Source organism: Curtobacterium sp. VKM Ac-2852 (genome assembly GCF_013205045.1).
Lineage (GTDB): Bacteria > Actinomycetota > Actinomycetes > Actinomycetales > Microbacteriaceae > Curtobacterium > Curtobacterium flaccumfaciens.
The window spans coordinates 703,561-725,787 of the sequence record NZ_JABMLI010000003.1; the positions used below are offsets into that span (position 1 = coordinate 703,561).

Here is a 22,227-nt window from a genome sequence, read left to right on the forward strand (position 1 = left end):
CTCCCGTCCGTCCGGTGTCCGGTCTAGGACGCCTCGTAGTGCCGCGCGCCACCGCGCACGCCCGCGAAGCGGAACGGCGCGGTCGTGACGCGCGGACGCTCGACGTCCTCGCTGGTGGCGGCACCCGCGGCGTGCAGCGCGCGGTACGCGTCGACCGTCAGCGGGACCCGCGCCTCGAGCAGCGACCGCACACGACCCGCACGACGGTGCTCGCGGTAGTCGGGCCGAACGATGCCGGTGATGAGCTCACCGACGCTGCCCGAGCCGTAGCTGAACAGGCCGAGTCGCTCCCCCGCCAGGTCGTCGTCCAGGTCGAGCAGCGCTGCGAGCCCGATCCAGAGCGACGCCGTGTAGGTGTTGCCGGTCTGCCGGTTGTAGGTGAACCCGATCGCCAGGTCGGCCTCGTCGAACGGTGCGCCGACGTGCTGCGTGAGCTTGCGGTGCGCCTTGATCGCCATCTTGGTGAAGGGCTGGTGGTGCACGAACCGGGCGATGTCGTCGTACGCCGGGCCGCCCTGTTCCGCCAGGTCGTCCCAGGCGCCGACGAAGGCGTTGACGTACGCGCTCACCGAGAGCCGACCGTCGACCAGTGCGGTGGAGCGGTCGTTCGGCCGCCAGAAGTCGTCGACGTCCGCCGTGTAGACGCCCGCCGCCGGCTCGATCTCGATCAGGTCGGGGTCGGCGGACACCAGGATCGCGGCGGCACCGGCACCCTGGGTCGGCTCGGCCGGTGTGTCGACGTCGTACCGGGCGACGTCGGCGGCGATGACGAGCACCCGCTCGTGCGGGGCGCGGGCGACGATGCCGAGTGCGAGCTGCACCGCGGCCATCCCGCCGTAGCAGGCCTGCTTCAGCTCGACCACGCGGACGGCCTTCGGCAGCCCGAGCAGGCCGTGCACGTACACGCCGGCGGCCTTCGACTGGTCGACGCCGGACTCGGTGGCGAACAGCACCGTGCGGATGCCGTCGACGCCGTGCCGGTCGATGAGCTCCTTCGCCGCCGCGGCGCCCATCGTGACGATGTCCTCGTCGGGCGCGGGCACGCTGAAGGCGTCCTGCCCGATGCCGACGTGGTACTTCGCCGGGTCGACGCCGAGCCGCTCGGCGAGGTCGTCGAGTTCGAGCACGTGGTGCCCGGTCGCGATCGCGATGTCGTGGATGCCGACGCCGGTCATGCCGCACCCCCTGCGGGCTTCGCGCCGCGGCGTTCCATGGCGACGTGGGCGGCCATCAGCTCACCCGGGTTGGTCTGTGCGGCCAGGAGCGAGAGCTCCCCGCACAGGACGGTCGCGGCGCACAGGGCGGCGAGGCGGCGGGCGTTCCCGCCCGGCTCGCGGTCCTCGCGGCAGCCGAGGCGCACCAGGGCGTCCTCGACGACGGGCAGGTCCCCGCCCTTGCCGTTGCCGACCGTGCCGACGATCAGGTGCGGCAGCGAGGTCGCGAAGTACAGGTCGCCGTCGCGGTCCTCGGCGCTCGTGATGCCCTGCGAACCCTCGACGATGTTGGCGGCGTCCTGCCCGGTGGCCAGGTAGAAGCCGAGCAGCATGTTCGCGTAGTGCGCGTTCGCCGAGCGGATGGCCCCGGCGATCGTCGACCCGATCAGGTTCTTCGCGATGTTGAGCTCGACGATGCGCGCGGTGCTCGACCGCAGGCGCTTCTCGACGACCTCGCCCGGGATCACGATCTCGGCAATGGTGTTGCGGCCGCGGCCACGGATGCCGTTCACCGCGGTGGCCTTCTTGTCGGTGCAGAAGTTGCCCGACACCGAGACGTACCGCAGGCCCGGCTGCCAGTCCAGGATCGCCGGCAGCAGCTTGTCCGCCGCCTGCGTGACCATGTTGTGGCCGGAGGCGTCGCCGGTGGTGAACGCGAAGCGCAGGAACAGCAGGTCCCCGACGATCTCCGGGTGCACCTCGATGAGCTTGGCGAACCGGCTCTGTCCGGACACGATCGCGGCGAGCTCGTCCTGGCGCGCGAGGATCTGCCCCGCGGCGACGTGGGCTGCTGCGGCACTGTCGGCACGGACCACGACGGAGCGGGTCATGCGCTCGTCGACGACGGTCGCGACGATGCCGTCCTCGACCATGCGCGAGATGCGGGCGCCGCGGCCGACGGACGGCCAGAGCGGCGACTCGTAGGTGGCGAGGGGGACCTCGTGCTCCCCCTGCACGGCGTTGCCGCTGATGCGGATCGGGCCGACCCACTTGGTGGGGATCGGTGTGAGCAGGTCACTCATCGAGGGCTCCTTCTGGTGCTCGCACCGCGACGCTGAGGTGTCTGATGTCGTGCGCCTCCCAGGCGCGGTGGATGCCGGCGGGGTCGGTGTCCGCCGGGACGAGCGCGATGCCGCAGTCGCCGCCGCCGGCCCCGGACGGCTTCGCCGCCCCGCCCGCGGCCTCGACGACGTCGCACAGGGTCGCGAGACGCTCGGTCTCGATCTGCGACCCGACGGACGCACCGAGGCGCTGCAGCAGCCCGCGGGCGCGTCGGAGGGCACCGAGCGTGCGCTCGGCGTCGCCGGTCTGGAGGCCCGTGGTCAGGTCGTCGACGGCGCTGCGGCTCTCGTCGAGGAACGCCTGGTACCCGCCGTTGCGGTGCCGACGCACCACGTCGACGAGCTTCGTGGTGGACGCGGGCGAGCCGGTCCAGCCGACGAGCAGCTGCAGGTTCTCGGGAGCGGGCAGCCGCTGGACGTCGAAGCCGTCCCAGGCGTCGGCGTCCGTCAGGATCGCGGACACGGCGTGGTCGCCGAGCATCGCGGCGAGGCGCTCGCGGTCGGGGGCGCTGTAGCGCAGCCAGCCGCCGAACGTGCTCGCGGCGAGGTCGCCACCGGAGGCCCGGGGGTTCACCCGGATGGTGGCGAGCAGCGCGACCTGGAAGCGCTGACGCTGCGTCAGGCCGATGCCGTAGAAGCGGTCGAGGGCGCCGACCGTGGCGACGGTGACCGCGGCCGAGGACCCGAGCCCGAACTTCCGGCCGCTGGCGTCGTCCAGTTGGCTCTCGATGCGCAGGTCGTGGAACCGCGGGGCGATGCCGTGCTCGGCGCGGAGCTTCTCGACCAGGTCGATCGTGGCCATCACGTAGTCGTACGGGTGGTGCTCACGGTCGAGCGCCAGGCCGTCCTCGGCACGCGTCCACGTGAGCGGCAGGTGCCCGTACTCCTCGGAGTGCACGCTGCCCGCGCCGTGGCCCTCGCGCACCTTCGCCGTGATGGCGCGGTCGAGGGCGATCAGGACGGACGGCTGGCCCGGCTCGACGACGGCGTACTCGCCGGCGACGAACAGCTTGCCGTGTGCACGGAACTCGATCACTGCGCGGACTCCTTCTGGTCGGGATTGCTCCCGGTCTCTTCGGAGCGGAGCACCCGCGCGGCAGGTCCGGTGCCGGACTCGATGACGTCCCCCAGCGACGCGAGCGCGCCGGCGACCGCCGACCGGTCCTGCGGCTTCGTGAGCACGACGACGTTCGGGCCCGCGTCGGCCGTGGCGTAGGCCTCGGTGCCGCCGGCACGCAGCTCGGCGACGGCGTCGAACACGGCGACGCTGCGGGCGTTCAGGTAGCGGATCGGCGGGAACGCGCCCTCGATCGTCGCGTGCATGCGGAGCGCGTTGCTCTCGGTGATCTCGCCGATGCGGGTGAAGTCGCCGGCCGCGCAGGCCGTGAGCATGTCGCCGACGGTCTCGGTCGTCGAGGTGACCCAGGCCGGGTAGAACGGCGACGTCGCGATGGTGCGGCGCATGGCCTCGCGCGACCCGATCGGCTTCGGTCCGGCGTCGATCGTGACCACGACCATCGCCATCGGCGGGGCCGGGATCGGCTCGGCGAAGGAGCCCTGGTCGTCGCCCGCGTGCCAGACGGCGACACCGCCGGGGATCGACCGCGTGGCCGAGCCGGAACCGCGACGTGCCAGACGCGACAGGTCGCGCGGCGACAGGTCGAGGCCGTAGGCCGCGGCGGCCGCGGTCGCCAGGGCGGCGAAGCCGGACGCGCTCGAGGCCAGCCCGGCACCGGTCGGGACCGTGTTCTCGGACACCACCGACGCCCGCTCGGACGACCCCGCGAGCTCGCGCACCAGGTCGAGGAACTGCTGCACGCGCACCAGCGCACCGTCGTCGACGACGTGACCGTTCAGCGTGAACGCATCACGGGCCTCCCGTCCGCCGTCCACCGTGACGGTGGTCGTCGTCGGGAACACGTCGAGCCCCATCGAGACGCTGCCCGTGGCGGGCAGCGCGAGCTGCGCGTCCGCCTTCCCCCAGTACTTGACGAGGGCGATGTTGGGGTGCGCGACGGCGGTGGCTGTCAGCAAGCGCGGGCTCCGATCGTGGTGGTCCAGGTGGCTGCGGCCCCTGCGCCGCGGAGTGCGGCCGCGACGCGGTCCGCGTGGTCGTCGTCCGCGGCGAGCGCGAGGACGCACCCGCCCCGCCCGCCGCCGGTGAGCTTCGCGCCGAGGGCATCCGCACCGCGTGCGGCGTCGACGAGCCGGTCCAGGTCGTCACTCGACACGTCGAGTGTGCTGAGCAGGTCGTGCGCGGCGTCCATGGTGGCACCCAGAGCCTGGGCATCGCCGTCCTCGAGTGTCCCCCGTGCCCGCCGGGCGAGCGCGCCGATCCGGTCGATCACGGCGCCGACGCCGGACGGGTCCTGGTCGTGGCGGGCGCGGACGGCCGAGACGGCCTCGCGGGTGTGCCCGGGGACGCCGGTGTCCGCGACGACGAAGGTGAACCGGGCGCCGAGCGTGACGGGTTCGATCCGGCCGCCCTCGAACCAGACCGGCGCGGACGCGACGACGCCCCGGGCGTCGAGGCCGGACGGTCGGCCGTGGGCGACGCGCTCGCACTCCTGGATGAGCTCGTGGTGGGTCTCGACGTCGAGGGTCTCGCCCAGGGCATCGGCGACGGCGGCGGTCACGGCGGCGGCGACGGCGGCGCTCGAGCCCATGCCGCGGGCGGTCGGGACCTCGCTGTCGACCCGGACGTGGAAGTGGCGGTCGGTGACCCCGAAGTGGCGCAGGGTCGCGGTGACGGCGGTGACGGTCGGCATCACGGCCGCGGGTGCGAGGTCGAGGGGGCCGGTGTGCACGGTCGACTGCAGGCTGTGACCGGGCTGCTCGGCGTCGTCGGCGACCGGGGTGACCGTCGCCACGACCCGCGCGTCGAGCACCGGCAGGACGAGAGCGGGTGCGCCGTAGACCACGGCGTGCTCACCGATCAGGATCGTCTTGCCGTGGGACGACGCCGATCCGTTGCCGGGGGTCGTGGTGTTGTCGAGGTCGCTGCTGGTCATCGTGGGTCACGTCAGCCTAACCGTCCGGGCCGTCGGCGTGTTCGTCAGCTGGGCATCCGCTGCATCGAGTTGTGCACAACTGGGTTGCGTGACAGTGTGGACGCATGCCCGTGACCGACGAGATGGTGTGCTTCTCCCTCTACGCGGCGTCCCGCGCCACCACGCAGGCGTACCGCACGATGCTCGAACCCTGGGGCCTGACGTACCCGCAGTACCTGGTGCTCGTGACCCTGTGGGTCGAGGGCGACCAGACCGTCTCCGGCCTCGGCGAACACCTGCAGCTCGACTCCGGCACCCTCTCGCCACTGCTCCGCCGCATGGAGCAGAGCGACCTGGTCCGCCGCGAGCGCCGCAGCACCGACGAGCGCGTCGTCACGGTGACCGTCGGTGACCGGGGCCGCGAGCTGCGGTCCGAGCTGAGCGGCATCCCCGCGCGGATCGCCGCAGGCATGGGCCTGGCCGACGAACGTGCCGCCGCCGAGCTCATCGCGACGCTGCACCGGCTGACCGAGACGATGCACGCGGCGGCCGACCCCGCCGGTGCCGCTGGCGCTGGCGCCGTTTCGCACTGAGCGACACCGCACGCCCCCGTGCGCCCGTGAACTGTCGCGGAGCGCGAGAGCACGCCGCACACCCCCGAACTTCACGATCCGCCCCACAAGGAAGGAACCCCATGGAAACCCTCTACACCGCCGAGGCCCTGGCCACCGGCGAAGGCCGCAACGGCCACGTCGCCACGAGCGACGGCACGGTCGAGTTCGACCTCGCCATCCCCAAGGAGATGGGTGGCTCCGGCAACGGCGCCAACCCCGAGCAGCTCTTCGCCGCCGGCTACGCCGCCTGCTTCCACTCCGCACTGCAGGGCGTCGCCCGCAGCCAGAAGGTGAAGATCACCGACTCGTCCGTCGGCGGTCGCGTGTCGATCGGCCCGAACGGCAACGGTGGCTACCAGCTCGCCGTCATGCTCGAGGTCGTCATCCCCGGCCTGGAGCACGACCAGGCCCAGGCCCTCGCCGACGCGGCCCACCAGGTCTGCCCGTACTCGAACGCGACCCGCGGCAACATCGACGTCACCATCGTCGTCTCGGAGGACTGACCCATGAGCACCACCACCCCCACCACCATGCGCGCCGTCGTCCACGAGACGTTCGCCGAGCCCGCCGACGTCCTCGAGGTGCAGGAGCGCCCCGTCCCGACGCCCGGCGCCGGCGAGGTCCTCGTCCGCACGGTCCTCTCCCCCATCCACAACCACGACCTGTGGACCGTCCGCGGCACCTACGGCTTCAAGCCGGAGCTCCCCGCCGCCTCGGGCACCGAAGCACTCGGCGTCGTCGAGGCCCTCGGCGAGGGCGTCACGAACCTGCAGGTCGGCCAGCGCGTCGCCGGCGGTGCCTTCGGCGTCTGGGCCGAGTACTACACCGCCAACGCCGCCGGGCTCGTCCCGGTGCCGGACGCGATGACCGACGAGGCCGCCGCCCAGCTCGTCTCGATGCCGTTCAGCGCCATCAGCCTGCTGCACTCGCTCGACCTGCACGAGGGCGACTGGATCATCCAGAACGCCGCCAACGGTGCGGTCGGTCGCATGGTCGCCCAGCTCGGTGCCGCCCGCGGCATCAACGTGATCGGACTCGTCCGTCGCGCCGCCGGTGTCAACGAGCTCCGCGAGCAGGGCATCGAGCGCATCGTCGCCACCGACGCCGAGGACTGGCAGGACCAGGTCGCCGCGATCACCGGTGGCGCCCCGATCATCGCGGGCGTCGAGTCGGTCGGTGGCAAGGCCGCCGGCGACATCGCCTCCGTGCTGGGCGAGAACGCCACCCTCGTCGTCTTCGGCGCGATGGCGTCGCCGACGCTCGAGATCCCGTCGGGCAAGGTCATCTTCGGCCAGCTCACCGTGAAGGGCTTCTGGGGCTCCGTCGTCAGCAAGACGATGCCGGACGAGACGAAGGGGCAGCTCTTCGGTGAGCTCATCACCCGCGTGCTCGACGGCTCGCTGACGCTCCCCGTCGCCGAGACCTTCGCCTTCGAGCAGGTCCGTGACGCCGTGCGCGCCAGCGACACCGCCGGCCGCGTCGGCAAGGTGCTCCTGCGCCCGTAGCGCGCCCACAGGACGGACGGGAGGCCCGGTGCCAGCTGGCACCGGGCCTCCCGTCCGTCTGTCGTTGCGTCTAGCGGCGTGACGCCTTCTCCGGGACGGTGAAGATGTTGCCTGTGGTGACGCCCTCTTCGACCTCTTCGAGGGTGCGACCCCGGCTCTCCGGCACGAACTTCCAGATGAAGAGCAGCGCCAGCAGTCCGACGACCCCGAACCCGAAGAAGGTCCCGGTGATGCCGGTCGCTGCGACGATCGTCGGGAAGTACAGCCCGAGGAACGCGTTCGCGATCCAGAGGCAGAAGACCGAGATGCCCATGCCGAGCGCACGGATCTGGGTCGGGAAGATCTCGGACAGCACGACCCAGACCGCGATGTTGAGGAAGGTCTGCATCGAGCCGACGAACGCGACGACCAGGAACAGGATGACCCACGGGCGGGCCGGGTTGCCCTCGGGCAGCGCCACCGACGCGATGCCGATGAGGAAGTGGCAGATCGTCGTCAGCGTGAACCCGAGGATCAGCGTCGTGCGGCGGTTGATCTTCTCCATGTTGTACAGCGCGATGACGCCACCGATCACGGCGATCACGCCGGGGGCGATGTTCGCGATGAGGGCTGCCGACGCCTGGAACCCGGACTCGATGAGCACGGTCTGGCCGTAGTACATGATCGAGTTGATGCCGGTGAGCTGCTGCGCGACGCCGAGCCCGGCACCGATGAGCACGATGCGGATGAGCCACTTGTTCCCGCGCAGCGTGTGCCAACCGCTGACGCGCTCGACCTTCGCTTCGAGGTCGTTGCTCCGCTTGATGTCGTCGAGCTCGGCACGGGCCCGATCGGTGGTCCGGACCTGCTCGAGGACCGAGAGCGCCTCGTCGTAGCGGTCCTTCGACGCGAGCCACCGCGGCGACTCCGGCACCCGGAGCATCCCGACGAACAGCGCGATCGCGGGGAGCGCACAGACGGCCAGCATGACGCGCCACACGCCGTTGCCCTCACCCCACACGTTGCCGATGATCGCGTTGACCACGAACGCGGCGAGCTGACCGATCACGATCATGAGCTCGTTGCGGCCGGACAGCGACCCGCGGATCTCGTACGGCGCGAGTTCGGCGAGGAACACCGGCACCACCGTCGACGCGCCACCCACCGCGAGGCCGAGGAGCACACGACCGACGACGATGACCTCGAACGTCGGCGCGAACACGCAGATCAGCGTGCCGACGAAGAACGTGACGGCGAGCAGGATGATGGTCTTGCGACGACCCCAGCCGTCGGCGATGCGGCCGCCGAGCATGGCGCCGATCGCGGCGCCGAAGAGCAGCGAGCTGGTGACCACGCCCTCGGTGAAGTTCGTGAGGCCGAGCTCCGCCTTCATCGGGTTCAGGGCACCGTTGATGACACCGGTGTCGTACCCGAAGAGCAACCCGCCGAACGTGGCGACGAGGGCCAGCACGCCGAGTCGTCGGCGGTGCGGCCCGGTCCCCAACGGGGGCAGTGCGACAGTCGGGGCTGTCGGTTTGATGTCGACCATTCGGTGACTCCTTCGTCGGTGATCGCGCTTCATCGCGTGGACCGATCGTAACCCGATTCCATGTCCTGTCAATTGGACATTCTGTCGTCAGGTCGTTTGGATCGGTCCACAGAAGGCCTGATGAGGACGGGAGCGGTCCAATCTGCGGATCGGGCTCAGCGCTCGTCGTCGACGGGGCCCTCGCCCAGGACGTCCCCCAACGAGGCCATGTCGGCACCGTGGTCGGTGTAGCGGCGCACGGTCCGTCGGGCGGCAGCACTCGCTGCGCCGGACAGGGCAGGGTTGCGTCGGGCGGCGTCGGCGACGCGTCCGGCGTGCCCCGCGGTGGAGAGCAGCACGTTCGCGAGCGCGCGGGCGTCGCCGCGCTCGGGGACCCCGGTCACGGTCCAGGCCGTGCGGACCTGGGCGTCGGGGGTGACGCCACGACGGGTGCCCATCCGGTGCCAGTCCGACAGCACGCCCTCGGTGCGCGAGGCCGCGCGGTCCGCCTCGCCTGCGCGTCGGCGTGCGGCGTCGCGGGCGTCGGACTCGCCGTCCGCGCCCTCGACCGTGTCGTACCGGTCGGTGAGCCCGTCAGCCCGTCGTCGGACACTGTCGGCCCGTTCACGCGCTGCGACGTCGTCACCACCAGCCGCTGCGATGCGGGCGGCGTGCGCGGCGGCAGCCGCGGCGAGGATCTCCGAACGCTCCATGCCCTCGACCGTAGCCGCTCCGACCGACACCACCTCGCCGCTCGACGGCCGGGGTGCATCCCGGGACACACTCCGACGCTCACCGTCGATCGCACACCCGCCTCGCGTTACCCTCGAGGTGAGGGGGGATCATGAAACGGACCGGCGCGATCGCCATCGTGATGGCGGCAGGCGTGGTGCTGTCCGGCTGCTCGCTGCTGCGGGGACCGGACGACGTCCCGCCCGCTCCCTCCAGTCCGCCGGCGTCCAGCCCGACGGCGAGCGAGACCCCGGCGGCGACCCCGACCGGCGAGTCCGCATCGGACCTGATCGAGGCGTCGGCGAACCCGCGCACACCGACCCCGGTGCCGACGGAGGCCGCCGCACCCGCACCGACGCTGACACCAATCCCCGCCGGGACCGTCCTGGCCCAGGGCGACGTGGCCTCGCCGAAGGGCAGCGTGCACTTTCACTTCCGGGTGGTCGCGGACGGCGACGACACGTTCACCGCGCAGTACTCCGGGATCACCTCGACGCTGCCGGTGCCGATCGGCGTCGCGTTGTTCGACCTGCCCCGGGCGGTGGGTGACGGCCTGACCTACCCCGGGGTCGGTGACCGGACGCTCGGTGGTCCGACCAGCGGGGCAATAGCGACCGACGTTCCGTTGGACGGATCCGGCGTCGACCCGTCACACCTCGGCACCCTCGTGACCTACTCCGCCGCGGCCGCCGGGCAGGACGTCCCCGTCGAGATCTCCGCCGGCAAGGTCCTCGCGGTGTCCACCGTGCGGTGGTCAGTCCCCGCGCGGCAGACGAACGTGCACCCGAAGGACGCCGGACGACGGGCGAACGCGACCGGTACCGTCACCGCGACCACATCCGCCGGCACGCCGAGGTCCTACGGCGTCGCACCGGACGACCTGATCGGGGACGTCGCCACGCGGTTCGGCATCACCGTCCGCGACCTGGTCTGGCTCAACGAGGGCGTCCAGGTGTTCGGCGAGGACCAGCACCTGTACGAGGGCACGTCCCTCAACCTCGACCCGCTCGCCCGCTGAGCGCGACGCGGGGGCAGGCGGCAGGGGTCGTTTCGCGCTGAGCGACACCTCACGGGCCAGCGCGCGTGTGCGGTGTCGCTGACCGCGAAACCGGCCCGCGACCGCCCCGCGGCCAGCGCACGCACACGACGGACGGGAGGCCCGTGGCGGATCCGCCACGGGCCTCCCGTCCGTCAGGTGGGGGCGTGCGCTACTTCCGCAGCTCCAGGTACTTCGCGATGAGCGCCTTGGTCGACGGGTCCTGCGCGTCGAGCGCGGCCTGGTCGCCCTCGACGGCCGGCGTGACCTGCAGCGCCAGCTGCTTGCCGAGCTCAACACCCCACTGGTCGAACGAGTCGATGCCCCAGATCGTGCCCTCGGTGAACACGATGTGCTCGTACAGGGCGATGAGCTGGCCGAGGACGCTCGGGGTGAGCTCCGGCGCGATGATCGACGTGGTCGGCTTGTTGCCGGGGAACGTGCGCGCCGCGACGATGCCTTCGTCGGTGGTGCCCTCGGCGCGGACCTCGTCGGCGCTCTTGCCGAACGCGAGCGCCTTGGTCTGCGCGAAGAAGTTCGCCAGGAACAGTGTGTGCACGTCGGTGCCGGGCGCGACGCCCTTGCCGTCGCCGGTCTCGTCCTTCAGCGGACGGGCCGGGTTGGCGACCGTGATGAAGTCGGCCGGGATCAGGCGGGTGCCCTGGTGGATGAGCTGGTAGAACGCGTGCTGGCCGTTCGTGCCGGGCTCACCCCAGAAGACCTCGCCGGTCTCGGTGGTGACGGGCGAGCCGTCCCAGCGGACGCGCTTGCCGTTCGACTCCATCGTGAGCTGCTGCAGGTACGCGGCGAAGCGGTGCAGGTACTGCGTGTACGGCAGGACCGCGTGGCTCTGCGCTCCGAGGAAGTTCGTGTACCAGACGTTGAGCAGGCCCATCAGGACGGGGACGTTCTGCTCGAGCGGCGTGGTGCGGACGTGCTCGTCGATGGCGTGGAAGCCGGCGAGGAACTGCTCCCAGTTCTCCTTGCCGATGGCGATGACGACGCTCGTGCCGATGGCCGAGTCGACCGAGTAGCGGCCGCCCACCCAGTCCCAGAAGCCGAAGGCGTTCTCGGGGTCGATGCCGAACGCCTCGACCTTGTCGAGCGCGGTGGAGACGGCGACGAAGTGCTTGGCGACGGCGTTCTTCTTCTCGTCGTCGGCGGCGTCGGTCAGGCCGAGCTTCTCCCACAGCCACTGGCGGGCGAGGCGCGCGTTCGTCAGGGTCTCGAGCGTGCCGAAGGTCTTCGACGCGACGATGAAGAGCGTGGTCTCGGGGTCCAGGTCCGCGGTCTTCTCGTAGATGTCCGCCGGGTCGATGTTCGAGACGAAGCGTGCCTCGAGGCCGGGCTGAACGTAGGGCTTGAGTGCCTCGTAGACCATGACCGGGCCGAGGTCGGAGCCACCGATGCCGATGTTGACGACGGTCTCGATGCGCTTGCCGGTGACACCGGTCCAGGCGCCGCTGCGGACCTGCTCGGCGAAGCCGTAGACCTTGTCGAGCGTGGCGTGCACGTCGGCGTCGACGTCCTGGCCGTCGACGGTCAGGGGTGCCGCCGGCACGAGGCCCTCGGTCGCCTTCGGGCGGCGGAGCGCGGTGTGCAGCACGGCGCGGTCCTCGGTGACGTTGATGTGCTCACCGGCGAGCATCGCCTGGAAGCGTTCGGCGACGCCGGTGTCCTTCGCGACCTGCAGCAGCGCGGCGAGGATCTCGTCGGTCACCAGGCCCTTGGACAGGTCGACGGTCAGGTCGGCCGCCTGGAAGGTGTACTGCTCGGCACGACCGGGGTCGCTGTCGAACCACCCTCGCAGGTCCGGGGTGAAGTCGGCAGCGATGCTGTCGAGCTTCTTCCAGCCTTCGGTCGATGTGGGGTCGACGGGAGCGGATTCGGTCACTTCGGTCCTCCTGGGGATCACGTTCAAGACGTACAGCCCGCGGGTCACGCAGCGCTGCGTCGCGGACCGTCTTCGAGCGTAGTGCGCTCCGGCAGGTGGTGCGCACAGTCGGCCGGGAGGCGCGGCTCGCGTTCGCTGCGCGCGTCACGCCTCCGGCCGGTCGCGTTCACGGCTGCGGCCGGCTCGCCGGGTTCACGGCTTCGGTCGGCTCGCCGGGTTCACGGCTGCGCCGCGAAGCGACGCAGCCGCAGGCTGTTCGTCACGACGAAGACCGACGAGAACGCCATCGCCGCACCCGCGAGCACCGGGTTGAGCAGCCCCGCCATCGCGAGCGGGATCGCCGCGACGTTGTACGCGAACGCCCAGAACAGGTTGCCCTTGATGACGCCGAGCGTCGCGCGCGACAACCGGATGGCGTCCGCGACCACGGTGAGCCGGCCGCTCACCACCGTGATGTCGCTCGCCGCGATGGCCGCATCGGTGCCGGCCCCCATGGCGATGCCGAGGCCGGCCGCGGCCAGCGCCGCTGCGTCGTTCACGCCGTCGCCGACCATCGCGACGCTCCGCCCCTCGGACTGCAGTCGGCGGACGGTCTCGAGCTTCGACGCCGGGGTCGCGCGAGCGTGCACCTCGTCGATGCCGACCCGGGCGGCGACCGCACGTGCGGCACCGTCGTTGTCGCCGGTGAGCAGCACCGGGTGCAGGCCGAGCGCCCGGAAGCGGGCGATCGCGTCGGCAGCCTCGGGCTTCACCGTGTCGCCGACGACGACCACACCGAGGGCCGTGCCGTTCCGGGCGACGACGACCGCTGTTCCCCCGTCGACCTCGGCGCGGTCGACGGCGTCGGACAGCACCGGGGGCAGGGTGATCGACCACGAGTCGGCGAGCCAGCGGGTCGTGCCGACCAGGACGACGTCGCCGTCCACGACGGCCTGCACACCGGCGCCGGCGGTCGCGGTGAACTGCTCGGTCTCGGGCAGGTCGACGCCTCGGGCACGGGCCGCGGTGGTGACGGCACGGGCGACGGGGTGTTCCGAGCCGTCCTCGACCGCGGCGGCGAGCCGGAGCACGGTGTCCTCGGTCTCGTCGACGGCGGTGACCGACCGCAGGGTCATCGACCCCGTGGTGACGGTGCCGGTCTTGTCGAGCACGACGGTGTCGACGCCGCGGGTGCGCTCGAGCACCTGCGGACCGCCGATCAGGATTCCGAGCTGGGAGCCTCGGCCGGTCCCGACCAGCAGGGCGGTGGGCGTGGCGAGCCCGAGGGCGCACGGGCAGGCGATGATCAGGGTGGCGACGGCCGCGGTGAAGGCCGCGGTGACCGAGCCGCCGAACACGAGCCAGCCGACGAAGGCCAGCACGGCGAGCGCGATGACGATCGGCACGAAGACACCCGACACGCGGTCGGCCAGGCGCTGCACCTCGGCCTTGCCGGTCTGGGCGTCCTCGACCAGGCGACCCATCCGGGCGAGCTCGGTGTCGGCGCCGACGCGGGTGATCGCGACGACGAGCCGGCCGCCGACGTTGATCGTCGCGCCGGTGACCCGGTCGCCCGGGCCGACCTCGACCGGCACGGACTCACCGGTGAGCATGCTGAGGTCGACGGCCGAGGAGCCGTCCTGCACCAGGCCGTCGCTCGGGATCCGCTCGCCGGGTCGCACCACGACGACATCACCCACGACGAGGGACGAGGCCTGCACGCGGTGTTCGCCACCGTCGCGCAGGACGGTGGCGTCCTTGGCACCGAGTTCGAGCAGTGCCCGGAGCGCGGCGCCGGACTGCGTCTTCGCGCGGGCCTCCATGTACCGGCCGGCGAGGATGAACACCGTCACGGCCGTCGCGACCTCGAGGTACAGGTCGGCGGCCTCGGGGTCCGTGGCGAACCACGAGAACGTCATGTGCATGCCGGTCGCGCCGGCGTCGCCGAAGAACAGGGCGTACAGCGACCACCCGAAGGCAGCGAGGACGCCGACGCTCACCAGGGTGTCCATGGTGGCGGCACCGTGCCGGGCGTTGACCCACGCGGCACGGTGGAACGGGAGCGCGCCCCAGACCGCGACGGGCGCGGCGAGCGTCAGGGCGAGCCACTGCCAGTTCGGGAACTGCAGGGCCGGCACCATCGAGAGCACCACGACGGGCACCGCGAGCACGGCGGACACGACCAGGCGCCGGCGCAGCGGGCCGGTCGGGTCCTCGTCCACCGCGGGGTCGGCGTCAGCAGCGGCGGGCGGGGCCGGCACCGTGGCGCCGTACCCGGCCGACTCCACCGCGGCGATGAGCGCCTCGGGGTCGGCGGTACCGTCCGCGGCGACCTGCACCTGCGCCTTCTCGGTGGCGTAGTTGACCGTGGCGGTGACCCCGGGCAGCTTGCCGAGCTTCCGCTCGATGCGGTTCGCGCACGAGGCGCAGGTCATCCCGGTGATGTCGAGTTCGACGGTGCGGTCGGTCACGAGCGCACGACCTCGTACCCCGCCTCGGCGACGGCGGCGCGGAGGGCGTCCGCGTCGACGGGTGCCGCGGAGCTGACGGTGACCTCGGACGATCCGCCGGGGACGAGTCGGACGTCGACGCCCGACACCCCGTCGACCTCGGTGAGCTCCTCGGTGACGCTCATCACGCAGTGGTCGCAGGTCATGCCCTCGACGAGCAGCGTTTCGGTGGTCATGGTGTCTCCTTCTCGGTGGTGGGTCGTCAGGGTCAGGAGCGGACGAGCCGGGCGATCGCCTGGCTGGCCTCGCGCACCTTCTCGTCGGCGGCGTCCCCGCCCTCGGCGACGGCCTCGGCGACGCAGTGCGCCAGGTGGTCCTCGAGCAGCGACAGCGCGACGCGTTCGAGCGCCCGGTTCGCCGCCGAGATCTGGGTCAGGACGTCGATGCAGTACGTCTCGTCCTCGACCATCCGCGCGATGCCGCGCACCTGCCCCTCGGCGCGACGGAGTCGCTTGAGCAGGTCGTCCTTGTCGCCGATGTACCCGACGTGTTCGTGCATGTCCGCCTCCACCGTTCTCAATACGGTACCCCCCTAGGGTATTCCTTTCCCGCCCGAGCGCAACCGGTGGCATGATCGGCGCATGGACCCCTCGACGACGAACGGATTCCGCCGGCTGCGGTTCTCCGACGGCGAGGGTTCCGACTACTCCGAGATCTTCACGGCCGAGTACGGCGGCTCGGACTTCGCCTCCGAGACCTTCGCCACCGACGACACCCGGTACGAGTACACGGTCGTGGGCGACGACGACCTGTCGCTGCGCACCATGCGTGCCGAGGGTGGCCGACGCGGCGGGGTCATCGGCGTGCGGGACGACCACGTGGTGTTCTGGCTGACCAAGGGCCGGCTCGAGATGCACTTCGCCGACCGCACCCGCGTCGTCGAGCCGGGCAGCCCGTACATCGCGTCGGCGTCCGAGGCCTACCGGTTCGAGTCCGACGGCACCGTCTACAACGGCGTGCACGTGTCCGACCGGTTCCTGCGGAGCGTCGGCCGCGACCTCGGCTACCGCCTGCCCGACGGCCCGCTGCTGTTCGACCAGCAGGACGACGTCGTTGCCCGGCGCGAACCCCTGCGGCACCTGATCCGTGAACTCGGGCCAGCCCTGGTCGACGAGCGCGTGCTCGGGCCGATGCGGACCGCGCTGAACCGCCGGCTGGCCGTCGTCATCCTCGACACGTTCCCGATCCGGAACCGCGGCGACGACGTCCCCGTGGCGAACCGGCTCCGCGACGCGATCCGCTTCATCGAGCTGCACGCCGCCGAACGCCCCTCGGTCCCCACCATCGCCGCCGCCTGCGGACTGAGCCAGCGCGGGCTGCAGGACGTCTTCGCCCGGACGCTCGACACCACCCCGCACCGCTTCCTGCGCGACCACCGCCTGGACCGGGTGCGCGAGGAGCTGCTCCGCGCGGACCGGAGCGGCCCGGTCGCCCCGGCGGACTGTCCGCTCGTGTCCTCCGGCATCGCCGCGATCGCCCGCCGCTGGGGCTTCACCAACCCGGGCCGGTTCGCCGAGACCTACCGCAACCGGTTCGGTGAGGACCCGGCCACCACGAAGCGCGCAGCACTCGCGGCGCAGCCGGAGGCCGGCAAGGCGTCGTGGCGTGTCCGTCGCGCGGTGTCGTACATCGAGCAGCACCTCGACGACCCGCTCACGCTCGACGACATCGCGGCCGCCGCAGGGGTGCTCCCCCGACGGCTGCAACAGCTCTTCCGCGAGGAGCGCGGCGAGTCCCCGATGGCCTGTGTCCGTGCCATGCGGGCCGCTGCAGAGCGCAACGGCGCGGCCGGAAACGGCTGAACGGCCGGACGGAACACCCCGGGGGTACACGCACATCCCCGGATTTCCGGGGTTCCCTGGAAAGCAGCCGAATCCGAGAAGTCGTGTGTGACGAATCTCTTCCACAGCCCGTCTCATCCGTGAACAGCAACCGCTGGGAACGCCCGGCGGGTCAACGGAAGGAACGAACATGGCTGACACCACCACCCCCACCCCGGCCACCACGGCGACCCGTGCCACCTCGCACGCCGGCACCAGCGGCGTCACCGGCAAGACCGTCATCGACGACACCGTCGTGTCGAAGGTCGCCGGCATCGCCGCCCGCGAGGTCAACGGCGTGCACTCCCTCGGCAACGGCGCAGCCCGTGCCATCGGCGCGATCCGCGACGCCATCGGCCAGCGCGACTTCGGTCAGGGCGTCAAGGTCGAGGTCGGCGAGAAGCAGGTCGCCGCGGACATCGTGATCGTCGCCGAGTACCCGGTGTCGCTCCAGCAGGTCGCCGACGGCGTCCGTGCCGGCGTCGCCCGTGCCCTCGAGCAGATCGTCGGCATGGAGGTCGCCGAGGTCAACGTGACCGTCCAGGACGTCTACATCCCGGGTGACGACGACGACAACGAGGACGAGAAGAAGGAAGCCCGAGTCGCATGAGCAACACGCTGATCGGCGCCCTCATCGGCGCAGTCCTCGCCGTCGTGGCACTGCAGTTCGGGTTCTGGGGCTTCGTGCTCGTGATCGTGTTCGGTGCGATCGGGGCCCTCGTGGCCGCACTCGCCACCGGTCGCATCGACCGCGGTGCCCTGACCGATGTGCTGACCGGACGCCGGAGCTCCCGGTGAACGCCGGCCCGGACGTCCCGGGCCGCGTCGAGATCACCGCACGCGCGCTCACCTCGCTGGCGCGGGCCGTCGCAGCCGAAGGGCTCGGCGCCCCCGCCAAGCGGGTGCGCGTCGGACTCGGCGACGCGTCGGGAGCACTGTCGCTCGACATCACCGGGCCGATCGCCGCGAGCGACGACATCGTCTCCGGGTCGATCCGGATCGCGGACCAGGTCAAGGGTCGCGTGAGCGACCTGACCGGGCGCCGCGTCGGCAGTGCCCACATCGAACTCACCGGGATCGTGCGCGAGCACGAGTCCCGTGCCCGCTAGGAGGCCATCATGAGCAACGGTTCCGTCGAACGACGCATCCGTCGTCGGAGCGTGCACCGCTCCCGCTCCACAGCAGTGGCGGTGGCACTCGTGGTGCTCGCCCTGGTGGCCGCCTGGATCGGCACCGAGGCGGTGCTCAGCGCCATCGGACGCCCGCCGCTGGTCGCCGACCCCCAGACCGTGGTCGACACGGCGCTCCGTCCGGACGCCGTGTTCGTCACCATCGTCGAGGTCATCGCGGGTGTGCTCGTCGTCCTCGGCGTCGTGCTGGTCGTCCTGGCGCTCAAGCCCGGCCGCCAGCACCGATCGTTCGTCGAGCACGAGCGTGGTGCGGTCGTCATCGACGCCCGCATCCTCGCCTCCACCGCGGCGAACGCTGCAGGCATGGCGGCCGGTGTCCCCGAGGGGAACGCCTCCGCCACCGCCCGTGGCCGTTCCACCGAGGTCCGCATCGTCCCCGTCACCGGTGTGCCGGTCGACGAGGCGAGCGTCCGTGCCGCCGTCGTGGAGCGTCTGAGCGGCCTCGACGAGCGATTCGGCCGACGAGTCCGCGTCCGGGTCGAGGAGAAGGGAACCCTCGCATGACCAAGAGCAACCGGACCCTCAACCGGATCATCCTGTTCGTCCTCGGCCTCGTCGCCGTGGTCGTCGGGATCGCGATGGGCGCGGGTGTGCTGCCTGCCGTCCAGGACGCCGTCAAGCCGTACGTCGACCTCCCCCGCAGCCTCGACGTGCCCGCGTCCGCGCTGTGGATCGTCGCCGGGGCCGCGGTCCTCGTGATCGTCCTGTCGCTCGTGTGGGTGTTCACCCGCGGTGGTGGCGGCACGTCCGTCGCCGTGCGGGAGCACTCGGGCGACGACGCCGTCACGATCAACGTCGCACTCGTCCGGGACGTCCTCGAGCACGAACTCGCGGGTGTCCGCGACGTGGTCGGCTCCCGTGTCGACACCTACCTCGTCCGCCGGCAGCGCGCCGCACGGATCCGTGTCGCGGTCCGCCGCGGCGGGGACGCCGTCACCGTGCTCGACGCCGTCGACCGAGCCGTCGCGGTCCTCGACCGCACCCTCGGCCGTCCGGTCCCGGTGCTCGTGCACCTGACCGGCGGTACCCGCTCCGCGCTCGCGAAGTCGACCCGCGTCCACTGACACCCGTCAGCCGGACGCACCCCGGGCCTCCCGGCCCACCACCACACCACCGGGCGCACCGCCCACTCACGAAAGGACCCGTCATGGGACTCGACGACAAGATCAAGAACGCCGCCCAGGACCTCGCCGGCAAGGCGAAGGAAGCCGTCGGCAACCTGACCAACGACGACTCCAAGGTCGCCGAAGGCAAGAAGGAGCAGGCCGCCGCGAGCGCGAAGCAGACCGGCGAGGACGTCAAGGACGTCTTCAAGAAGTAGGTCGCACGAACCGTGTCGGGGCACTCGCGCAGTCGGGTGCCCCGATGCGTTCCGGCGGAACCCGAACGAGGAGAGAACCATGCAGCACGACCCGAACGCGCACAAGCAGGTCACCGAGGTGGCACTGCCCGCGGAGCTCACGGAGCCGTTGCCCGACGACGCGAGCACCGTCACGATCGTCGCCCGGACCGCAGCGGAGACCGCACTCGGCGTGCCCGGCGTGCACCACCTCGGTGGGATCGCCGCCCGTGCAGCCGACCAGCTCCGCAAGCAGCTCGGCCGGAGCGCCGGCGCCGCCGGCGTGCAGGTCGACGAGGACGACGGCGCACTCGGCGTGCAGGTCTCCATCGTCGTCAGCTACCCGGAGCCGGTGCTGCACGTCGCCGACGAGGTGCGGAAGCAGGTGACCGCCGCGACGCGGCAGCTGTCCGAGCTCCCGACGAGCGTGGACGTCCGCGTCCTCGACGTGCACGGTCCCTTCGACGACGAGCAGTCACCGCTGGGCCGCGCGACCGAGGTCGCGACCGACGCCGTCGAGCAGGCCGCCGAGACCACCGGCGACGCCGTCAAGCAGGCGGCCCAGACCACGGCGGACGCGACCAAGCGTGCTGCCGCAGCGACCGCCGACGTGACGAAGCGCGCAGCGGACGCCACCGCCGATGCCTCGAAGCGCGCTGCCGACGCCACCGCCGAGACCACGAAGCGCGTCGTCGAGAGCGCCACCGACACCACCGAGGACGTGCGTGACTCCGCCGCCGAGTCGCTCGCACGGGCGTCGGAGCAGGCCGCCGACGCCGCGTCCGACGCAGCCGACGCCGCTGAGGACGCCGCTGCCGCCGCTGCCGGCTCCGCCGATGCGGCCGCGGCCGACGCGGACGTCGCCCGGCACCGCCGGGCGCAGCCGTGACCACCGCCTGGTCCGGGAACCGCCGGGCGAAGCTCCGTCGTCCCCGGCCACGCGGCGTGTGGATCGCCTCGGGCATCGGCGTGGTCCTGGTCCTCGGCACCGCACTCGGGGCGTTCCTGCCCCTCGTCGGGTTCCTCGGCGGCGTCACGGCGACCACCTCGGGACTCGTGCCGTTCCCGTTCGTGCGGGTGGCACTGATCACGATCGCGGGGTCGTTGGTCGTCCTCGCGCTGCTCGTCCTCGCCTTCACCCGACGGCACACCGCGACCGCAGCCTCGGCCGTCGTGCTCGCCGTCCTCGTGGCCATCGCCGTCACGATCGTCCCGATCGTCCTCGTCGCGATCGGGTCCGCCGACCGCGCCGGTGACGTCTGGCCGATCGTCACCGAGCTCTGGAACCGCTTCACCGGCTGACGCGCCGACACCGCTGACGCCTCCGGCGCATCACACATGGATCACGACACGGACGACTCGCGTCGTGATCCGTGTCATGTTCGGCCTCTTCACGACATTGTCGTAGTGAAGGGAGCACCGTGGACAACACCGCAGAAGACGACGCCGGCCTCGCACGGCGCCTCGCCTCGGGGGACAGAGCAGCGCTCGCGACGGCGTTCGACCGGTTCGCGCCGACGCTCACCCGGTACGCCTGGGCGATCGCGGGGAGCAAGCAGGACGTCGAAGAGCTGGTCCAGGACACGTTCCTGACGCTCTGGCAGCGAGCCGAGGGCCTGCAGCTCCCGACCGGCACACTCCTGCCGTGGCTGCTGGTGGTGTGCCGCAACCACGCCAAGAACCTGGGACGGCGCAACCAGAAGCACGCCGGCGACGAGCTCCCCCTCGACCTCGCCGCCCCCGCTGACACCACCGAGGCATCCGAGCAGCTCCGCTGGGTCCGCGCCGAGATCGCCGCGCTGCCGGAGACCGACCGCAGGATCTGCGAACTCTGCCTGCTGCAGGGGTACTCCTACGCGGAAGCCGCACAACTGCTCGGACTCAGCGTCGGGGCGGTCACCCAGCGGGTCTCCCGGTCCCGCCGACGACTCAAGAAGGCGGTGACGCACGATGAACACTGAACCTCCCCAGGGAGACGACCTGCAGCGCATGCTCGTCTCGATGAAGCAGAACGTCCTCGAGCGGGCCACCCCTCGCCCGAAGCGACGAGGCCGCCGTGCAGGCATCGCGATCGGTGTCGTCGGGGTGCTGCTGCTCGGTGCTGCGGGCGGCGGGGTCGCGCTCGGCCTCATCCCGACGTCGATCACCACCGCGCCCGCCCCCACCGCGACGACGACACCCGAGCCGTCGCCGACCGAGACCTCGTCCGGGGCCCCGGTCGTGGGCGGCCCGACGCCCACGGCGAACCCGACCCCGACGCCGACGCCGACGTCGACCCGGGCGCCGTACTCGCTGTCCGATCCGGACACGTGGACGATCTCCGGCAGCGAGGTGGGGCCCATCGCGCTCGGCGGGGAGTACGCCGCCGAGACGGACGACCTGACCGGCGTATTGAGGGCGGACCAGGGGTGCCTCAACCCGAACGTCGTGTTCTGGTACTCCGACGATCCCGACAAGGCGGGACTGACCGTCGTGAAGGCGGACGACGGCACGATCGCGAGCGTCATGGTCGGGATGAACACCGACGAGGTGGCGGGGCCGACGACGGCTGCGGGGCTCGGGGTCGGCAGCACGCTCGCCGAGTTGCGGGCGGCGTACCCCGACCTCCACTACACGGAGCCGGGCAACGACGACGCCCAGCCGTCGGACTCGCCCTACGGCGGCTGGACCACGACGATCGACGGCGTGTTCGTCAGCTTCCGCTTCCCGCCGGTCGGCTCCGGTGACCGAGCGCAATCGGTCTGGGTGAGCAAGGTCGATCAGTCCCCGCCGACGGAGTTCTGCGGGTGACGTCGCCGGACCGGAGGCGCGGATCACGCGAGCCGATCGGCTCGCG

Annotated in this window: 26 protein-coding genes; 15 read left to right on the forward strand and 11 right to left on the reverse strand. The window is 71.8% G+C overall.

What is annotated here, in order from left to right:
• Positions 1-23: 23 nt before the first annotated feature.
• Genes HQQ79_RS14425 through mvk form a run of 5 tightly spaced genes read right to left on the reverse strand, consistent with a single transcriptional unit; the run spans position 24 to position 5,286 of the window.
• Positions 24-1,175, reverse strand: coding sequence for a hydroxymethylglutaryl-CoA synthase (locus HQQ79_RS14425; RefSeq protein WP_110892244.1), 1,152 nt, complete (start codon positions 1,173-1,175; stop codon positions 24-26).
• On the reverse strand, positions 1,172-2,236 hold the full coding sequence (locus HQQ79_RS14430) for a hydroxymethylglutaryl-CoA reductase (RefSeq protein WP_173035130.1): 1,065 nt from the start codon (positions 2,234-2,236) through the stop codon (positions 1,172-1,174). The genes HQQ79_RS14425 and HQQ79_RS14430 overlap by 4 nt, the downstream gene beginning before the upstream one ends.
• Complete coding sequence (locus HQQ79_RS14435) at positions 2,229-3,311, reverse strand: phosphomevalonate kinase (protein ID WP_071247060.1); 1,083 nt, start codon at positions 3,309-3,311, stop codon at positions 2,229-2,231. The genes HQQ79_RS14430 and HQQ79_RS14435 overlap by 8 nt, the downstream gene beginning before the upstream one ends.
• Entirely contained in the window at positions 3,308-4,309 is a 1,002-nt protein-coding gene (gene mvaD, locus HQQ79_RS14440; protein ID WP_111104006.1) for a diphosphomevalonate decarboxylase, read from the reverse strand. The genes HQQ79_RS14435 and mvaD overlap by 4 nt, the downstream gene beginning before the upstream one ends.
• On the reverse strand, positions 4,303-5,286 hold the full coding sequence (mvk, locus tag HQQ79_RS14445) for a mevalonate kinase (RefSeq protein ID WP_173035132.1): 984 nt from the start codon (positions 5,284-5,286) through the stop codon (positions 4,303-4,305). The genes mvaD and mvk overlap by 7 nt, the downstream gene beginning before the upstream one ends.
• A gap of 104 nt (positions 5,287-5,390) precedes the next feature.
• Between mvk and HQQ79_RS14450 the strand changes: the two genes are divergently transcribed.
• The 3 genes from HQQ79_RS14450 to HQQ79_RS14460 all read left to right on the forward strand — a co-directional run bounded on the left by HQQ79_RS14450 (position 5,391) and on the right by HQQ79_RS14460 (position 7,384).
• Positions 5,391-5,858, forward strand: a complete 468-nt coding sequence (locus HQQ79_RS14450; RefSeq protein WP_173035134.1) for a MarR family winged helix-turn-helix transcriptional regulator — start codon at positions 5,391-5,393, stop codon at positions 5,856-5,858.
• 101 nt (positions 5,859-5,959) lie between these two features.
• Positions 5,960-6,382, forward strand: a complete 423-nt coding sequence (locus HQQ79_RS14455; RefSeq protein WP_071406102.1) for an organic hydroperoxide resistance protein — start codon at positions 5,960-5,962, stop codon at positions 6,380-6,382.
• A gap of 27 nt (positions 6,383-6,409) precedes the next feature.
• On the forward strand, positions 6,410-7,384 hold the full coding sequence (locus tag HQQ79_RS14460; RefSeq protein WP_173035351.1) for a zinc-binding dehydrogenase: 975 nt from the start codon (positions 6,410-6,412) through the stop codon (positions 7,382-7,384).
• Between the two features lie 70 nt (positions 7,385-7,454).
• Here HQQ79_RS14460 and HQQ79_RS14465 read toward each other — a convergent pair whose 3' ends face one another.
• Positions 7,455-8,912, reverse strand: coding sequence for a sugar porter family MFS transporter (locus HQQ79_RS14465; RefSeq protein WP_173035136.1), 1,458 nt, complete (start codon positions 8,910-8,912; stop codon positions 7,455-7,457).
• A gap of 155 nt (positions 8,913-9,067) precedes the next feature.
• Complete coding sequence (locus HQQ79_RS14470; RefSeq protein WP_138801828.1) at positions 9,068-9,604, reverse strand: hypothetical protein; 537 nt, start codon at positions 9,602-9,604, stop codon at positions 9,068-9,070.
• Between the two features lie 131 nt (positions 9,605-9,735).
• Here HQQ79_RS14470 and HQQ79_RS14475 point away from each other — a divergent pair, with 131 nt between their 5' ends.
• Complete coding sequence (locus tag HQQ79_RS14475) at positions 9,736-10,641, forward strand: LysM domain-containing protein (protein ID WP_216852522.1); 906 nt, start codon at positions 9,736-9,738, stop codon at positions 10,639-10,641.
• A gap of 190 nt (positions 10,642-10,831) precedes the next feature.
• Here HQQ79_RS14475 and pgi read toward each other — a convergent pair whose 3' ends face one another.
• The 4 genes from pgi to HQQ79_RS14495 form a co-directional block, all read right to left on the reverse strand.
• Entirely contained in the window at positions 10,832-12,553 is a 1,722-nt protein-coding gene (pgi, locus tag HQQ79_RS14480; RefSeq protein WP_111087899.1) for a glucose-6-phosphate isomerase, read from the reverse strand.
• A 218-nt stretch (positions 12,554-12,771) separates the two neighbouring features.
• Positions 12,772-15,003: a heavy metal translocating P-type ATPase gene (locus tag HQQ79_RS14485; RefSeq protein ID WP_173035138.1), complete on the reverse strand. Its 2,232-nt coding sequence runs from the start codon at positions 15,001-15,003 to the stop codon at positions 12,772-12,774.
• Positions 15,000-15,218: a heavy-metal-associated domain-containing protein gene (locus tag HQQ79_RS14490; protein ID WP_027466002.1), complete on the reverse strand. Its 219-nt coding sequence runs from the start codon at positions 15,216-15,218 to the stop codon at positions 15,000-15,002. The genes HQQ79_RS14485 and HQQ79_RS14490 overlap by 4 nt, the downstream gene beginning before the upstream one ends.
• A gap of 32 nt (positions 15,219-15,250) precedes the next feature.
• Entirely contained in the window at positions 15,251-15,541 is a 291-nt protein-coding gene (locus HQQ79_RS14495; protein WP_027466001.1) for a metal-sensitive transcriptional regulator, read from the reverse strand.
• An 82-nt stretch (positions 15,542-15,623) separates the two neighbouring features.
• Here HQQ79_RS14495 and HQQ79_RS14500 point away from each other — a divergent pair, with 82 nt between their 5' ends.
• The 11 genes from HQQ79_RS14500 to HQQ79_RS14550 all read left to right on the forward strand — a co-directional run bounded on the left by HQQ79_RS14500 (position 15,624) and on the right by HQQ79_RS14550 (position 22,181).
• Positions 15,624-16,844 carry an AraC family transcriptional regulator gene (locus HQQ79_RS14500; RefSeq protein WP_173035140.1) on the forward strand — a complete coding sequence of 407 codons (1,221 nt, stop codon included), beginning with the start codon at positions 15,624-15,626 and terminating at the stop codon, positions 16,842-16,844.
• A 169-nt stretch (positions 16,845-17,013) separates the two neighbouring features.
• Entirely contained in the window at positions 17,014-17,472 is a 459-nt protein-coding gene (locus HQQ79_RS14505; RefSeq protein WP_071405961.1) for an Asp23/Gls24 family envelope stress response protein, read from the forward strand.
• On the forward strand, positions 17,469-17,660 hold the full coding sequence (locus HQQ79_RS14510) for a DUF2273 domain-containing protein (protein ID WP_017885412.1): 192 nt from the start codon (positions 17,469-17,471) through the stop codon (positions 17,658-17,660). The genes HQQ79_RS14505 and HQQ79_RS14510 overlap by 4 nt, the downstream gene beginning before the upstream one ends.
• Positions 17,657-17,971, forward strand: coding sequence for a hypothetical protein (locus tag HQQ79_RS14515; RefSeq protein WP_017885411.1), 315 nt, complete (start codon positions 17,657-17,659; stop codon positions 17,969-17,971). The genes HQQ79_RS14510 and HQQ79_RS14515 overlap by 4 nt, the downstream gene beginning before the upstream one ends.
• A 9-nt stretch (positions 17,972-17,980) precedes the next feature.
• A complete protein-coding gene (locus tag HQQ79_RS14520; RefSeq protein ID WP_173035142.1) occupies positions 17,981-18,556 on the forward strand; it encodes a DUF6286 domain-containing protein in 576 nt (191 codons plus the stop codon).
• On the forward strand, positions 18,553-19,116 hold the full coding sequence (locus tag HQQ79_RS14525) for a hypothetical protein (protein ID WP_027465997.1): 564 nt from the start codon (positions 18,553-18,555) through the stop codon (positions 19,114-19,116). The genes HQQ79_RS14520 and HQQ79_RS14525 overlap by 4 nt, the downstream gene beginning before the upstream one ends.
• Positions 19,117-19,199: 83 nt before the next feature.
• The gene (locus HQQ79_RS14530; RefSeq protein ID WP_173035144.1) at positions 19,200-19,373 is read left to right on the forward strand and encodes a CsbD family protein; all 174 of its coding nucleotides are present in this window, start codon (positions 19,200-19,202) and stop codon (positions 19,371-19,373) included.
• Between the two features lie 79 nt (positions 19,374-19,452).
• Positions 19,453-20,280: an Asp23/Gls24 family envelope stress response protein gene (locus tag HQQ79_RS14535; protein ID WP_173035146.1), complete on the forward strand. Its 828-nt coding sequence runs from the start codon at positions 19,453-19,455 to the stop codon at positions 20,278-20,280.
• Positions 20,277-20,693, forward strand: a complete 417-nt coding sequence (locus HQQ79_RS14540) for an MFS transporter permease (RefSeq protein WP_173035148.1) — start codon at positions 20,277-20,279, stop codon at positions 20,691-20,693. The genes HQQ79_RS14535 and HQQ79_RS14540 overlap by 4 nt, the downstream gene beginning before the upstream one ends.
• Positions 20,694-20,812: 119 nt before the next feature.
• Positions 20,813-21,352, forward strand: a complete 540-nt coding sequence (locus HQQ79_RS14545) for a sigma-70 family RNA polymerase sigma factor (protein ID WP_173035151.1) — start codon at positions 20,813-20,815, stop codon at positions 21,350-21,352.
• The gene (locus HQQ79_RS14550; protein WP_173034371.1) at positions 21,342-22,181 is read left to right on the forward strand and encodes a hypothetical protein; all 840 of its coding nucleotides are present in this window, start codon (positions 21,342-21,344) and stop codon (positions 22,179-22,181) included. The genes HQQ79_RS14545 and HQQ79_RS14550 overlap by 11 nt, the downstream gene beginning before the upstream one ends.
• Positions 22,182-22,227: the final 46 nt, after the last annotated feature.

Coding starts and splice junctions, on each gene's coding strand:
- mvk (WP_173035132.1), bottom strand. CDS start 5,286: ATGACCAGCAGCGACCTCGACAACACCACGACCCCCGGCAACGGATCG.
- HQQ79_RS14450 (WP_173035134.1), top strand. CDS start 5,391: ATGCCCGTGACCGACGAGATGGTGTGCTTCTCCCTCTACGCGGCGTCC.
- HQQ79_RS14530 (WP_173035144.1), top strand. CDS start 19,200: ATGGGACTCGACGACAAGATCAAGAACGCCGCCCAGGACCTCGCCGGC.
- HQQ79_RS14490 (WP_027466002.1), bottom strand. CDS start 15,218: ATGACCACCGAAACGCTGCTCGTCGAGGGCATGACCTGCGACCACTGC.
- HQQ79_RS14470 (WP_138801828.1), bottom strand. CDS start 9,604: ATGGAGCGTTCGGAGATCCTCGCCGCGGCTGCCGCCGCGCACGCCGCC.
- HQQ79_RS14510 (WP_017885412.1), top strand. CDS start 17,469: ATGAGCAACACGCTGATCGGCGCCCTCATCGGCGCAGTCCTCGCCGTC.
- HQQ79_RS14425 (WP_110892244.1), bottom strand. CDS start 1,175: ATGACCGGCGTCGGCATCCACGACATCGCGATCGCGACCGGGCACCAC.
- HQQ79_RS14465 (WP_173035136.1), bottom strand. CDS start 8,912: ATGGTCGACATCAAACCGACAGCCCCGACTGTCGCACTGCCCCCGTTG.
- HQQ79_RS14550 (WP_173034371.1), top strand. CDS start 21,342: ATGAACACTGAACCTCCCCAGGGAGACGACCTGCAGCGCATGCTCGTC.
- HQQ79_RS14460 (WP_173035351.1), top strand. CDS start 6,410: ATGCGCGCCGTCGTCCACGAGACGTTCGCCGAGCCCGCCGACGTCCTC.
- HQQ79_RS14520 (WP_173035142.1), top strand. CDS start 17,981: ATGAGCAACGGTTCCGTCGAACGACGCATCCGTCGTCGGAGCGTGCAC.
- HQQ79_RS14455 (WP_071406102.1), top strand. CDS start 5,960: ATGGAAACCCTCTACACCGCCGAGGCCCTGGCCACCGGCGAAGGCCGC.
- HQQ79_RS14500 (WP_173035140.1), top strand. CDS start 15,624: ATGGACCCCTCGACGACGAACGGATTCCGCCGGCTGCGGTTCTCCGAC.
- HQQ79_RS14475 (WP_216852522.1), top strand. CDS start 9,736: ATGAAACGGACCGGCGCGATCGCCATCGTGATGGCGGCAGGCGTGGTG.
- HQQ79_RS14430 (WP_173035130.1), bottom strand. CDS start 2,236: ATGAGTGACCTGCTCACACCGATCCCCACCAAGTGGGTCGGCCCGATC.
- HQQ79_RS14525 (WP_027465997.1), top strand. CDS start 18,553: ATGACCAAGAGCAACCGGACCCTCAACCGGATCATCCTGTTCGTCCTC.
- HQQ79_RS14495 (WP_027466001.1), bottom strand. CDS start 15,541: ATGCACGAACACGTCGGGTACATCGGCGACAAGGACGACCTGCTCAAG.
- HQQ79_RS14505 (WP_071405961.1), top strand. CDS start 17,014: ATGGCTGACACCACCACCCCCACCCCGGCCACCACGGCGACCCGTGCC.
- HQQ79_RS14535 (WP_173035146.1), top strand. CDS start 19,453: ATGCAGCACGACCCGAACGCGCACAAGCAGGTCACCGAGGTGGCACTG.